At 67.0% G+C, this 13,670-nt stretch carries 9 protein-coding genes; 6 read left to right on the plus strand and 3 right to left on the minus strand.

All coding sequences use genetic code 11. The features are described 5' to 3' along the window. Positions 1-71 precede the first annotated feature (71 nt). The 4 genes from ABIB45_RS19140 (at position 72) to ABIB45_RS19155 (ending at position 7,790) form a co-directional block, all read left to right on the plus strand. Entirely contained in the window at positions 72-1,163 is a 1,092-nt protein-coding gene (locus tag ABIB45_RS19140) for a fatty acid desaturase family protein (protein ID WP_354217428.1), read from the plus strand. 146 nt (positions 1,164-1,309) lie between these two features. After that, positions 1,310-2,272 carry a quinone oxidoreductase family protein gene (locus tag ABIB45_RS19145; protein WP_354217429.1) on the plus strand — a complete coding sequence of 321 codons (963 nt, stop codon included), beginning with the start codon at positions 1,310-1,312 and terminating at the stop codon, positions 2,270-2,272. A gap of 84 nt (positions 2,273-2,356) precedes the next feature. Beyond that, entirely contained in the window at positions 2,357-6,358 is a 4,002-nt protein-coding gene (locus ABIB45_RS19150) for a Pls/PosA family non-ribosomal peptide synthetase (RefSeq protein ID WP_354217430.1), read from the plus strand. Positions 6,359-6,410: 52 nt separating this feature from the next. Next, positions 6,411-7,790 carry a M1 family metallopeptidase gene (locus tag ABIB45_RS19155; protein ID WP_354217431.1) on the plus strand — a complete coding sequence of 460 codons (1,380 nt, stop codon included), beginning with the start codon at positions 6,411-6,413 and terminating at the stop codon, positions 7,788-7,790. Here the strand turns inward: ABIB45_RS19155 and ABIB45_RS19160 are convergent. From ABIB45_RS19160 to pheS, 3 genes are read right to left on the minus strand one after another with little or no spacing between them, the layout of a single operon-like run. After that, positions 7,754-8,587, minus strand: coding sequence for a 4'-phosphopantetheinyl transferase family protein (locus ABIB45_RS19160; RefSeq protein WP_354217432.1), 834 nt, complete (start codon positions 8,585-8,587; stop codon positions 7,754-7,756). The genes ABIB45_RS19155 and ABIB45_RS19160 overlap by 37 nt on opposite strands. A 12-nt stretch (positions 8,588-8,599) precedes the next feature. Continuing rightward, positions 8,600-11,143 (minus strand): phenylalanine--tRNA ligase subunit beta, encoded by a 2,544-nt coding sequence (pheT, locus tag ABIB45_RS19165; protein ID WP_354217433.1) that lies wholly within the window; start codon positions 11,141-11,143, stop codon positions 8,600-8,602. A gap of 3 nt (positions 11,144-11,146) precedes the next feature. Further along, entirely contained in the window at positions 11,147-12,208 is a 1,062-nt protein-coding gene (gene pheS, locus ABIB45_RS19170) for a phenylalanine--tRNA ligase subunit alpha (protein WP_354217434.1), read from the minus strand. A 198-nt stretch (positions 12,209-12,406) separates the two neighbouring features. Between pheS and ABIB45_RS19175 the strand changes: the two genes are divergently transcribed. Further along, positions 12,407-13,021, plus strand: coding sequence for a hypothetical protein (locus ABIB45_RS19175; RefSeq protein WP_502914548.1), 615 nt, complete (start codon positions 12,407-12,409; stop codon positions 13,019-13,021). Positions 13,022-13,026: 5 nt separating this feature from the next. Then, positions 13,027-13,668, plus strand: a complete 642-nt coding sequence (locus ABIB45_RS19180; protein ID WP_354217435.1) for an SIMPL domain-containing protein — start codon at positions 13,027-13,029, stop codon at positions 13,666-13,668. Positions 13,669-13,670 lie beyond the last annotated feature (2 nt).

Consider the following 13,670-nt stretch of genomic DNA (forward strand, 5'->3'; position numbering starts at 1 on the left):
AGGGTGATACCGACCGCGCAGTCCGAATGTCGGCTGCAGCGTTGCCCGTAACTGTTACGAGGCCCTGCTCCATGTCCACCACCTTTGATACGTCCGAGCGCCCGCTATCGCGTGTCCGGAAGCCCAACGCAGTTGTCCTGAGCTATTCGGAGCTGCTGAAAACCGTCAAGGCGGAAGGTCTCCTTGAGCGCCGCGTCGGTTTCTACATCGCATTGTTTGCCAGCCTGGTCCTCCTGATGACAGCAGCGTGGTTTGGCTTCGCCCTGATCGGCGACAGCTGGTTCCAGCTCCTCATCGCTGCCGCCGTCGGCGTCCTCTGCACGCAGCTGAGTTTCCTGGCCCACGAGGCGGGACACCGCCAGATTTTCGCCTCCCGCCGCGCCAACGACTGGACCGCCCGCATCCTGGCCACCTCGGTTGCCGGCATGAGCTACTCCTGGTGGGAGCAGAAGCATGGCGCACACCATAACCACCCCAATGTCATTTCCAAGGACCCGGACATTGCCAGCGGGGCCATCGCTTTCCACACCGAAGGTGCCGCTACACGGCAGGGCCCGCTGTCGTTCCTCACCCGCAAGCAAGGTTGGTTCTTCTTCCCGCTGCTGTTCCTGGTGGGCCTGGGGCTTCAGATCGATTCAGTGAGATTCGTCCTCCGCCGGGCCAAAGTCACGCACCGCTGGGTAGAGCTTCCCATCCTGCTGGTCCGCCTCGGCACCCTGCCCGCTCTGGCTTTCACGTTCCTGCCCCTGGGAATGGCGTTCGCTTTCATCGGCGTGCAGCTGGGCGTCTTCGGCTTCTACATGGGCGCGTCATTTGCCCCGAACCACAAAGGCATGCCCGTCCTGCCCGCGGACAGCCGCGTGGACTTTTTCAGCCGCCAAGTCCTGACCTCACGGAACATCTCCGGCGGCCGCTTCATGGACATCCTGCTCGGCGGCCTGAACCGCCAGGCTGAGCACCACCTCTTCCCGGACATGGCGCGGCCGCAGCTGGACAAGGCTGCCAGGATCGTCCGGGAGTACTGCACGAGGCACCAGGTTCCCTACACTGAAACCACGCTGCTCCAGTCCTACGGCATCATTGTCCGCTACCTCAACAATGTAGGACTCTCCGCAGGGCGCCGCTTCGAGTGCCCCATGGCCACGGTCACGCGGCGCTACTAGCGCAGTCCGGCATTCGCCTGCAGCACCCTCGTATGACCTGAAGCGACGGCCGGGTACCGGCCGTCGCTTCGTCGTCGGAAGCGGTGTCCCTAGGATGGTCAGAGAAACCGGCCCGGGAAGTCCCCGCCCCGGAGAGGAGACCTTTTATGCATGCCATCGTTGCCCGCCAGTCCGGAGGTCCGGAAGTCCTCGAGGCCGACGAGGTGGACCGTCCGACGCCGGGCCCCGGCCAGTTGCTGGTCAAGGTGGCAGCCACGGGCATTAACTTCATTGAGACCTACCAGCGCGGCGGGATGTATAAGGTTCCCTATCCCTTCACGCCGGGCTCTGAGGCTGCCGGGACCGTCGAGGAAGTCGGCGACGGCGTCGAGGGCTTCACCGTGGGCAGCCGGGTGGCAACCGCGGAGGGCCAGGAATGCTATGCGCAGTACACGGTCCTGGACGCGGACAAAGCGCTCCCCGTCCCCGACGGTGTGGACCTCCACACGGCCGCGGCGCTGCCCCTGCAGGGCATGACCGCCCACTATCTCATCAACTCGTCATTTAAAGTGGAGCCGGGCCACACAGTACTGGTCCATGCCGGAGCCGGCGGCGTCGGGCTGCTCATCACCCAGCTTCTGAAGGCCCGCGACGCCCGCGTCATCACCACTGTCTCCACTGCCGAAAAGGAGGAATTCGCGCGCGCAGCCGGCGCGGACCACGTGCTCCGCTACGACGGCTTCGCGGACGCAGTCCGCCAGCTCACCAACGGCGTCGGCGTCGATGCGGTGTACGACGGCGTGGGGAAAGATACGTTCGGCGGCTCACTTGCCAGCCTGCGCACCCGGGGCTTCCTGGTCCTCTTCGGGGCAGCCTCGGGCGCAGTGCCGCCGGTGGATCCCCAACGGCTCAACGCCGGCGGATCATTGTCGCTGACGCGGCCGAAGCTCGCCGATTTCCTCGCCAATCCCCAGGAACGCCTGTGGCGGTCCAGCGAAATTTTCGGCGCCGTGGCTGACGGAACCCTGAAGGTGCGGATCGGCGCCAGCTATCCCCTTGCTGAGGCCAGGCGCGCCCACGAGGACCTTGAGGGCCGGCGCACCACGGGCAAGGTCCTGCTTGTCCCCTGAATGCCAGCGAGAAAGGTGAATGGAATGTGAACCTTCAACTAATAATGACACCTTCCGTTCACCTTAGTAGGGCAGAATTCAACGGTGAGTGAGCATCTGCCGAGCATTGTCGCGTCCCCGCCGGAGAACCTATACCGCCCCCAGTTGGCCGGGTTGCCTTTGGCCACCCCTGAGCGGACCCTCGTGGCGATACTCGAAGACTCGGCTGCCCGCTTCCCGGAGGCGTCGGCACTCGACGACGGCCGTCGTTCCCTCAGCTACGCCGATCTGATGGCCGCTGTCAGGGCCAGGGGACGTGAGCTGCAGGCGGCCAGGCTCGGTGCCGGCGACAGGATCGGCGTACGCATCCCGTCCGGAACCAACGAGCTCTACATCGCAATTTTGGCCATTCTCCACATCGGTGCTGCCTACGTGCCGGTGGACGCCGACGATCCTGACGAACGCGCCCGGCTGGTCTTCGGCGAGGCAGGTGTGGCAGCGGTCCTCACAGGCGATGGCGCAGTCACATTTCCCGAACCCCGGGACTCCGCAGACCGGAGTGAAGCTGGAGGCACTGAAGCCCCAGGCCGAACCGCACGCCGTTCCACCGAGTACCGTCCTGCCGGGCCTGGCGATGACGCGTGGATCATCTTTACCTCCGGTTCCACCGGTACGCCCAAGGGCGTAGCCGTCCAGCACCGCTCCGCGGCCGCGTTTGTTGATGCAGAAGCCCGGATTTTCCTGCAGGAGGAACCCCTCGGGCCACAGGACAGAGTGCTGGCCGGGCTTTCGGTTGCCTTTGATGCCTCCTGCGAAGAGATGTGGCTTGCCTGGCGTCATGGATCCTGCCTGGTGCCCGCCCCGCGTGCATTGGTCCGGACAGGTACGGACCTTGGTCCCTGGCTCATCAACCACGGCATCACCGCCGTGTCTACTGTCCCCACCCTTGCCGCCCTCTGGCCGGCCGAATCCCTGGAGAACGTGCGCCTGCTGATCTTCGGCGGTGAGGCATGCCCGCCGGAGCTGGCCGAGCGCCTGGCCGTCCCCGGCCGCGAAGTCTGGAACACCTACGGCCCCACCGAGGCCACAGTGGTGGCTTGCGCCGCTCCCCTCGGCGGCGCCGGTCCCGTCCGCATCGGGCTCCCGCTGGATGGCTGGGACCTGGCCGTCGTCGACACCGATGGACTGCCGGTCGGTCAAGGTCAAATCGGCGAATTGATCATCGGCGGCGTCGGGCTGGCCCGCTACCTTGACCCGGACAAGGACCGGGAGAAGTACGCTCCCATGCCGATCTTCGGCTGGGAACGCGCCTACCGGTCCGGCGACCTGGTCCGCTATGAAGCGGAAGGCCTGATCTTCATGGGCCGCGCCGACGAGCAGGTGAAACTGGGCGGACGCCGGATCGAACTTGGCGAAATCGATGCTGCACTGCAGGCCCTCCCCCACGTCGCCGGAGCCACGGCGGCCGTCAAGACGACCGCGGCCGGCAACCAGATTTTGGTGGGCTACCTCGCCGCCGCAGACGCACGCCTCGACCTGACGGCTGCCCGCGAACACCTGGCGGCAAGCCTCCCCGCCCCGCTGATTCCGCTGTTGACCGTGGTGGACTCCCTTCCCACCAAGACCAGCGGCAAGGTAGACCGCCACGCGCTGCCCTGGCCGCTGACCGGGTCTGGTGCTGCAGATGCCGACGCAGCGCCACTGAACCTCCCCGAAGATGCCAACTGGGTTGCCGAACAATGGGCCGCCATCCTGGGCAGTCCTGTGACCAGCCTTGACGCCGACTTCTTCGCCTACGGCGGCGGTTCGCTGTCGGCCGCCCAACTGGTCTCAGCCCTTCGCGTGCGCTATCCCACCATCACCGTTGCCGATATCTACGCCACGCCCCGGATTGGCGCGCTGATTGATACGGCCCGCCAATCCCTTCCCGATGGGGTGGCGGCCGGACCAGCTCCGGAGAGGACCGTCCGCCCCACAGCCGTCAAATCACAGGTCTTCCAGACGCTGCTGGGCATTCCCCTGCACATCCTGGTGGGGATGCGCTGGCTGACCTACCTGATGGCGGCCAACAACCTGCTGGCGGCATTCGCGGGCTTCAGCGCAGCGCCCACCGTGTCCTGGTGGTGGGTGGCCGCCTCCTGGCTCGTGTTCGTCTCCCCCGCCGGCCGCATGCTAATTTCCATCGCCGCGGCACGGATCCTGCTCCGCAAGGTGGTGCCTGGCACGTACCCGCGCTCCGGACGGGTCCACCTCCGCCTTTGGCTGGCTGAACAGATCCAGGACCTGGCCGGCGCCGTCAGCCTTGCCAGCGCCCCCTGGGTGCCGTATTACGCACGGGCCTTGGGTGCGAAAATTGGCAACAACGTTCAGCTGCACTCGCTGCCTCCGGTCACCGGGCTGCTCTCCCTCGGCAGCGGCTCAAACGTGGAACCTGAAGTGGACCTGTCCGGCTGGTGGATCGACGGCGACGTGGTCCACATCGGCGCCGTCCGCATCGGTGCCGGTGCCAGCGTCGGGGCGCGGAGTACGCTGATGCCCGGCGCATCGATCGGCGCAGGGGCCCAGGTGGAACCGGGCTCGGCCGTCCTCGGAAAGGTGAAGGCTGGGCACCACGTTGCCGGTTCCCCGGCCCAACGCCGGGGCAAGGCCAAATATTCGCGGCCGGACACACCAGTAGAACACCGGGTGATTGGCAGGCTCTGGTTCACCGGATTCGCCGCCGCATCCGCCGTGCTTGCAATGATTCCCTATGTCTCCGCAGCCGCGGCAGCGATGGTGGTCTTCGCTTTCATCAGGGGTAGCCACTCGCTGTCCGCCGCCGTGCCGCAGCTCCTGCTTGCCCTCGCACCGGCGGCCCTCGTCTGGTTCCTGGCCAACCTGCTGCTCATTCTGGCCACTACCCGGCTGCTTGGCATTGGCCTGAAGGAGGGCTACTACCGTGTCCGGAGCCGGATCGGCTGGCAGGTCTGGGCCACCGAACGGGTGTTGGACCTGTCCCGCGACCTGCTCTTCCCTGTCTACGCGAGCCTCTTCACGCCTGTTTGGCTCCGTCTGCTTGGGGCTAAGATCGGCAAGAACGTGGAAGCGTCCACGGTGCTGCTCATTCCGAAAATGACCACCGTGGGCGAGGGTGCCTTCCTGGCTGACGACACCATGGTGGCGTCCTACGAGCTCGACGGCGGCTGGCTGCGGATTGCGCCTGCGAAGATCGGCAAGCGCTCTTTCCTGGGCAACTCCGGCATGACGGCGGCCGGCCGGAACGTGCCGAAGAACTCGCTCGTCGCCGTGCTGTCCGCCACGCCGGCCAAGGCCAAATCCGGAACGTCATGGCTCGGCAGCCCTCCAGTGCGGCTACGGCGCACTGCCATCGCCTCGGACGATACGCGCACCTATGAGCCCCCGCTGCGGCTCAAGTTTGCCCGCTCCCTCTGGGAGCTGGGCCGGTTTGTCCCCGTGGTGACCACGGTGGCAATCGCCGCCGGCGTGATGCTCGCTTTCGACTGGCTGGGCGCCACGTACAACTACGGAATTGCCGCCGTCGTGGGCGGAGTGGTCATGCTGGTGGCCGGCGCGGTGGCCGCGGGCAGCGCCGTCGTCGCTAAATGGGTGCTGGTGGGGCGGATCCGTAAAGGCGAACACCCGCTGTGGAGTTCCTTTATCTGGCGCAACGAGGTGGTGGACACGTTCATCGAAATGGTCAGTGCCCCCTGGTTCGCACGTGCTGCCACCGGCACGCCGGCGTTGGTCTGGTGGCTTCGGTCGCTCGGCGCAAAGATTGGCCGCGGCACGTGGTGCGAAAGCTACTGGCTTCCGGAGGCGGACCTCGTAACCCTTGGGCGGAACACCACTGTCAACCGTGGCTGCGTGGTCCAGACGCACCTCTTCCATGACCGGGTCATGAGCCTGGACACTGTTACCCTCGAAGACGGAGCAACTATGGGACCCCACGGCGTGATCCTGCCCCAGGCGAGCATCGGCAACGGTGGAACAGTAGGACCGGCGTCACTGGTCATGCGGGGCGAATCCGTTCCCGCCGCGACATACTGGATGGGCAACCCGGTGAGCCCCTGGAGCGGCCCCGCAACGTCCGCGCCCAAACCAAGGTAGCCCCGCAGCGCCAACTGTCCCTGCCGCCCCTGCTGATCGGAAAGACCGTCTTATGAGTTCCCCCGCACCGAGCCCCACGGCCGCCAGTACCGGCCCGGCACGCACCTCGGAGCAAGGCGTTTCCGCGCCCGACCCCTATATGCCCGGCCATGGCACCAGCGCCTATCGTGTGAACCGCTACGAACTGGACCTTGACTACAAACTCAGCAGCAACCGCCTCAGCGGGCGCGCAGTCCTGCACGCTGTAACGCAGTACGCGACGGCGGCCCTGGTATTGGACCTGACCGGGCTGCGGGCCACCAAGATCCAGCTCAGCGGGCGCCGCATGCGCAAGTACAGCCAGCGCGCGGAGCAGTTGGTCATTGTGCCTGACACCGTATTGCCGGCGGGCGAGGCCTTCACCCTGGACATCCGGTATGAGGGCAACCCTGTCCCCCGGCGCGGATTCTGGGGTGAGGTGGGCTGGGAGGAACTCACCGACGGCGTCCTGGTGGCCGGCCAGCCGAACGGCGCGGCGTCCTGGTTCCCCTGCAACGACCACCCCGGGGACAAGGCCAGCTACCGCATCAGTGTGACCACCGATGCCAAGTATAGGGCCGTCTGCAACGGCAGGCTGGTGTCCCACAGCAGCAGGGCCAGCCGCGAGACCTGGATCTACGAGCAGCCGGAGCCGATGGCCACCTACCTCGCCACGGTCCAGATTGGCCGGTACGAACTCCTCGCACTGAACCCTTCCACCACGGACGGTCAGGTCCCGCAGTTTGCCGCCGTGCCGGCGCTGTTGACCGAAACAGCCCGCGAAGGCCTGGCCAGGCAACCCGAGATGATGCGCACGTTTGCCAGCTGCTTCGGGCCCTACCCCTTCCCGGACTACTCCGTGGTGGTGACTGAAGACGAGCTGGAAATACCGCTTGAGGCACAGACCCTCTCCATCTTCGGCCGGAACCACCTGACGCAGGCGTGGGAGTCGCAGCGGCTCATCGCCCACGAGTTGGCCCATCAGTGGTTCGGCAACTCCCTCACGGCCACTTCGTGGGCGGACATCTGGCTCCACGAGGGCTTCGCATGCTACGCGGAGTGGATCTGGTCTGAGGAAGCAGGCGTCCTGCCGGTGGCCGACAGGGCCGCCGCGGCCTGGCGGAAGCTGGCAGCCGGCAACCAGGACATCATTGTTGGTGACCCGGGTCCGGAACTCATGTTTGATGACCGGGTCTACAAACGCGGCGCCATGGCCCTGCACGCCCTCCGGATCCGGTGCGGCGACCTCGCCTTCTTTGCGCTGCTGCACGACTGGACCAGCAACAACCGGCATGGTTCAGTTTCCACGGCCGCCTTTATCCTGGCTGCGGACCGGGCCACCGGCGTGGATACGGAAGCATTGCTGCACCCCTGGCTTCACGAGGCGGCTCTCCCGCCGCTGCCTGTGCGCTGACGGGCAGCGCCGCCAGATTGGTGGCACTGACAGGCTGAGCCCTGAAACGCCGGAGGGCGCGAAGAACCGGCAGGTGACAGCGCGACGGCGGCGCGGAAGTCCAGCGGCAGGCCGGCCTCGCCTGCGGCCAGGTCCCTGATCTCGGGACGGTGCAGGACATCCAGGGTGTCCGGTGAAACGTTGAGGCCCTCGCCGGTCATCTTGAGCCAGGCTTCCTTGCGCGCCCACAGCCGGGCCCGCTCGTTGAGCAGGTCAGCTCCGGAAAAGCCCGCGACGGCGGCGCCCTCGTCCGGCGTCAGGGCCACCGTGTCGAAGCCGTCAAAGTCCAGCCGGGCCGGATCCTCCAAGTCCACGCCGATGGTGACCCCGGCAGGCGGGTCCACCAGGGCGCCCAGCAGAATCCAGCCGGAGCTCCGGGCCAGGCTCAGGGCCAGCGGCACCGGCCTGCCCTTGACGGTGTACCCCGGCCTGCCATGGGATACCCCGGGGCCGGAGCCGCACCGGAAACAGCTGAAGTGCGTCGTGAGGTCCGATGCCGAGACGTCCAGCAATTCTGCTGCGAACGTTCGCAGGGCCAGCCGGCCGGCCACAAAAGTGGCCCGGGGGCCCGGTGCCAGGGCGGCTGCCCGCTCCAGTTCGGCCGGTCCCAGCAGTTCCGGCCAGCCCCCCGCCGTCGAACGCTGTCCGTTCTTTTCCGGTGCCGGCCCTGCCGGATGGTGCCCACACTGTGCCTGCCCTCCCGGTATGCCGGGAGGGCAGGAACGCAGGACCGGAACCGGTACTGCCGGTCCCGCCACGGAGATCAGCTCTTAGCGCTGGACGGCGCCGAAGCGCTCGGCGGCCAGGGCCACGGCGCTTTCACGTGCTGCCGAGGCTTCGTCGGCCGTCAGGGTGCGGTCCATTGCCCGGAACCGTAGGCCGAAGGCCAGCGACTTCTTGCCGTCCTCAATGCCTTTGCCGGCGTAGACGTCGAACAGTGCCACGTCCTCCAGCAGCTCGCCGGCTCCTTCGCGGAGTGCGTCGAGGACGTGGTCGGCGGGGACGTCCTGCGGCACTACCAGGGCAACATCCTGGGTGGCCACCGGGAACGTGGAGATGTGGCGGGCCACAATAACGTCCGCGGCAGCTTCGAACAGGGCGTCAGCGTTCAGTTCCAGTGCCACCGAGCGGGCAGGCAAATCGTGCGCCGCGAGGAGCTTGGGGTGCAGCTCGCCGGCGTAACCCACCACCTCCCCGGTCCGGAGCGCGAGTTGCGCGGCACGGCCGGGGTGGAACGCCTGGTGGGCCCCCTGGCTGACCACCACGGCCACGCCGAGGACATCCCCGGCCAGCCGGGCAACATCCAGGGCGTCGGACCAGTCCCACAGTCGCGGAGTGTGGCCGGCGGCGGCAGGCGAATCGTGGCCGGTCAGCACTGCGGCGATGTGCAGCGGCTGGTCCGGGACGCCGTCGTACAGCGCATCCAGCACCTCGTCGGAAGGCTTGGCGCCCAGCGGCGGGATGGACGGCGTTCCCACCGTGCCGTCGGGCAGGAAGACGAGGCCCGCTTCGAAGAGCGCCAGGTCGCGGAACCCACGGGAGTGGTTCCGTTTGGCCACCTCAAGGAGCCCGGGCAGGATGGACGTGCGCAGGTAGCCGTGTTCCTCGCTGATTGGATTGGCCAGCTTCACCGCGGTCCGGGGAGCACCCTGCTCGGCAACGCCGAACGTCTCGTTGGCGGCCTTGGAGACGAACGGGTAGGCCAGCACTTCGGTCAGCCCGGCGTCAGCCAGCGCTTGGATGAGCCGGCGGCGCTGCTGCTGCACGCGCGTCAGGCCACGTCCGGGAGGGGCCACCGGGAGGGTGGCGGGGATGTTTTCGTAGCCCACCAGCCGGGCGATTTCCTCGGTGAGGTCCTCTTTGGTTTCCAGGTCGTTCCGCCAGCTCGGAGCGGTGACGGTCCAGCCGCCGTCGGCCTTCTCCACCACGGCGCCCAGGTCCTCCAGCGAGGTGACAATCTGTTCCTCGGTGAAGTCGATGCCGATCCGCTGGGCGGCGTAGCCCGCCGGCAAGGTGATGGTGACAGCGTCAGGTGCGGTCCCGACGTCGGTCCCCGCCTGGTCAGCGACGCCCCCGGCGAGCTCCACCAGGAGGTCAACCACACGTTGGGCGGAAATGTCCGCCACGTGCCAGTCCACGCCACGCTCGAAGCGCTTGGACGCCTCGGACGGCAGCTTGTGGCGGCGCCGGGAACGGCCGATGGACACTTCGTCGAAGTGTGCGGCCTCAACCAGGACGTTCGACGTCGAATCGCTCACCTCGGTGGCGGCGCCGCCCATCACGCCTGCGATGCCGATCGCGCCGGAACCGTCGGTGATGAGGAGGTCCTCGGAGTCGAGAGTGCGCTCCTTGTCGTCCAGGGTGGTGATCTTCTCTCCTGCGACGGCGCGGCGGACAACAATGTCACCGGACAGCTTGTCCTGGTCATAGCAGTGCGTGGGCTGGCCCAGCTCCAGCATGACGTAGTTGGAGATGTCCACCGGCAGGGAGATCGACCGGATGCCGGCCAGACGCAGCCGCGAGGTCATCCACGGCGGCGTAGGCCTGGTGGCATCCACGCCGCTGACGGTGCGGGCCACGAAGCGGTCGCAGCCGGGCTTGCCGTAGATGGGCGCGTCGTCGTTGAGCTTGACGCCGTAGCCGCCGGAGAGCTCCGCCGGGGCCTGCACTTTGGAGGCAGGATCGATGAAGGTGGTACCCGTGGCGTGGGCATATTCACGGGCCACACCGCGGATGGAGAACGCGTAGCCGCGGTCCGGGGTCACGTTGATCTCGGCTGCCTGGTCGTAGAGGCCCAGCAGGTCCATGGCGTCGGTGCCGATTTCCGGGTCGAGTCCGATCCGGGAGAGCACCAGGATGCCGTCGTGGTCATCGCCGATGCCAAGCTCGCGGACGGAGGCGATCATGCCGGCGGAGAGGTGCCCGTAGGTCTTCCGCGCGGAGATGCGGAAGTCGCCCGGCAGGACCGCGCCGGGAAGGGTGACCACTACTTTGTCGCCTTCCGCGAAATTGTGGGCACCGCAAATGATGCCCTGCACGCCGGAGGAATCAATGCCTTCGCCGGTCAGGGTTTGCTCCTGGCCTTCGGGGACCACGCGGACCTGGCACCAGTTGATGGTCTTGCCGTTGGACTGCGGCTCCTTGACCAGGCTCAGGACCTGGCCCACCACTATGGGGCCCTGCAGGGTGTCCGTGGGGCGGTGGACGTCCTCTTCTTCAAAGCCGACCTTGACCAGTTCGGCCATGACGTCTTCGGCCGTTGCTCCGGCCGGTACTGCTGCGAATTCACGCAGCCAGGAAAGTGGGATACGCACTGTTTAGATCTCCATCCCGAAGTGCTCGCTGAAACGTACATCGCCTTCGATCATGTCGCGCATGTCGCCCACCTCGTTGCGGAACATGAGCGCGCGCTCGATGCCCATGCCGAAAGCAAAACCTGAATAGACGTCAGGATCAATGCCGGCCGCCCGCAGGACGTTGGGGTTGATCATTCCGCAGCCGCCCCACTCGATCCAGCGCGGGCCGCCCTTGGCGCCGGGGTGCCAGATGTCCAGTTCCGCGGAGGGTTCGGTGAAGGGGAAGTAGTTCGGGCGCAACCGGACGGAGGCCTCGTCGCCGAACATCTGCCGGGTGAAGTGCTCCAGCGTGCCCAGAAGGTCAGCCATGCTCAGGTTCTTGTCGATGGCCAGGCCTTCGAACTGGTGGAACACCGGGGTGTGGGTGGCATCGAGTTCGTCAGTGCGGAACACCTTGCCCGGGCACAGCACGTAGATGGGCAGCTCGCGTTCCAGCATCGAGCGGACCTGCACTGGGGACGTGTGCGTGCGCATCACGAGGTGGGCCTCGGGCGGCTCCACAAAGAACGTGTCCTGCATTTCGCGGGCCGGGTGGTCAGGCTTGAAGTTCAGCGCATCGAAGTTGAACCATTCGGATTCCACCTCGGGGCCTTCGGCGATTTCCCAGCCCATGCCAACAAAGATGTCCGCAACGCGGTCCTGCAGCGTGGAGAGCGGGTGGCGCGCGCCGGCACGACGACGGCGGGGCGCGGCGGTGACATCAACTGTTTCTTCCAGGAGGATCCGGGCGTCGTTCTCGGCTTCCAGCTCCGCCGTGCGGTCCGCGAGCGCCTTGTTGACCTTGCCCCGGGAGGAACCCATGAGCTTGCCGGCGACGGCTTTCTGGTCTTTCGGCAGGGCGCCTATTTCACGGTTCGCCAGGCTGAGCGGGGACTTCTCACCGGTGTGCGCCAGTCTCACCGCCTTGAGTTCGTCAAGGGTGCCCGCGCCGGCAACGGCGGCGATGGCCTGTTCTACAGCGGCAGTGATGGCGGCTTCATCCGTGGGATTCGGGATGGCGGCGCCCGGCAAAGTTTCAGTCATCTACTGTTCTTAGCTACGAGTCGGGGCTGCCGGTGAGGCTGCAGCCGCGCGCGGTTTCCCGGCAGCGCATCCGTCACTGGCAGGTCATTCCGTGCACCCATGCAGGATGAATGCGCTCGATGACCAGGTCAGGGCCGCTGGAGAATACGGGCGGCCACTACCTCCAGTCTAATTGAACACACCCGCTACCATGGCCTCATGACAGAACGGCAACGCCGGGCAGCAGTACAGCCGCTGCTGCCTGTGCGGTTGACGGCGGGTCCGTTGGCCACTGTGCGGCCGACGGCTGCGCAGTTGGCGCCCGCGCCGGTGACCGCGCCGCTGGCTGCTTTGCCGCTGACCACTGTGCGGCTGACCACTGTGCGGCTGACCGCGGCTCAGCGGGTCCGAAAGGTCGCGAACCTCGCCAACGGCACCACCCTGCTGGGCCTGGTGCTGGCCTGGATGGCGGGAACTGCCATCCGCGGCGGGCCACGGGGGCTCATCATTGCCGGCGGTTACGCGTGGCGCCTCCCCGCCGCCGGAGCGTTCGCGGTGGGCAACATGGTGCTCTGCCGCATCGGTGCTGAGGCGCTGATGGCCAACCCTGCGCTCCTGGGGCATGAGGAAAAGCACTGCAGTCACTACGCCTGGTGCCTGGGCCTGCCCTTTCTTCCGCTGTACTTCCTGGCCGCTGGCTGGTCGCTGCTGCGGACCGGCAACCCGGCGTCGGCAAATTTCTTCGAAAGGCATGCCGGCCTGGCTGCCGGCGGTTACGTTGACACCAGGTCACCAGTGCCGGCGCCCCACAACGCCGGCGGAATCGAGGTCTAACCATCGTGGGCGAAACCAACACCAGGACCATCACTGTGACAGGAACGGGAACGGCCGAGGCACCGCCTGACTTGCTCACCATTTCTGTCGGCGTTGAATGCCGGCGTGCCGGCGTGGGGGCCGCCTACGCTGACGCGGGAACGGCGTCTGCCGCCGTGTCCGGGGCGCTCCGGCAGCACGGCGTCGCAGACGCGGACATCCGGACTTCCGGACTGAATGTACGCCCGGAGCTGGTCTGGCGCGACGGCGAGGGTCAGCACGTGGCAGGGTATGTGGCGTCCAGGCTGCTCACCGTTCGGGTCCGGCAGGTGGCCGCAGCCTCCGCCGTGATCGCGGCCGTAGTTGATGCCGGCGGTGACGACGTGCGGCTGAACGGCCTGGAGCTTGGTTTCGCGGACGAATCGGCTGTGCTGGCCCAGGCCCGGGATGCTGCATGGCAGGACGCCGTTGCCGCGGCGGAACAGTTGGCGTCCCTGGCGTCGGCACGGCTTGGCGCGGTGGTATCCGTTGCCGACCAGCCCCTTTTCTCCGGTCCGGTTCCGCTGGCCAAAATCCAGCGGGCAGTGGCCACGGAAGCCATCAGCGTGGAAGCGGGCCACGCGAGCGTCGGCGCCAGCGTCACTGTGGTGTGGGAGCTGGCAGTCTGACG

It is taken from the genome of Arthrobacter sp. UYCo732 (assembly GCF_040547265.1).
Classification (GTDB): domain Bacteria; phylum Actinomycetota; class Actinomycetes; order Actinomycetales; family Micrococcaceae; genus Arthrobacter.

Bases quoted from the DNA above. Each gene is read 5' to 3' on its own strand.
- ABIB45_RS19140 (WP_354217428.1), top strand. From the start codon at position 72: ATGTCCACCACCTTTGATACGTCCGAGCGCCCGCTATCGCGTGTCCGG.
- ABIB45_RS19145 (WP_354217429.1), top strand. From the start codon at position 1,310: ATGCATGCCATCGTTGCCCGCCAGTCCGGAGGTCCGGAAGTCCTCGAG.
- ABIB45_RS19155 (WP_354217431.1), top strand. From the start codon at position 6,411: ATGAGTTCCCCCGCACCGAGCCCCACGGCCGCCAGTACCGGCCCGGCA.
- pheS (WP_354217434.1), bottom strand. From the start codon at position 12,208: ATGACTGAAACTTTGCCGGGCGCCGCCATCCCGAATCCCACGGATGAA.
- ABIB45_RS19175 (WP_502914548.1), top strand. From the start codon at position 12,407: ATGACAGAACGGCAACGCCGGGCAGCAGTACAGCCGCTGCTGCCTGTG.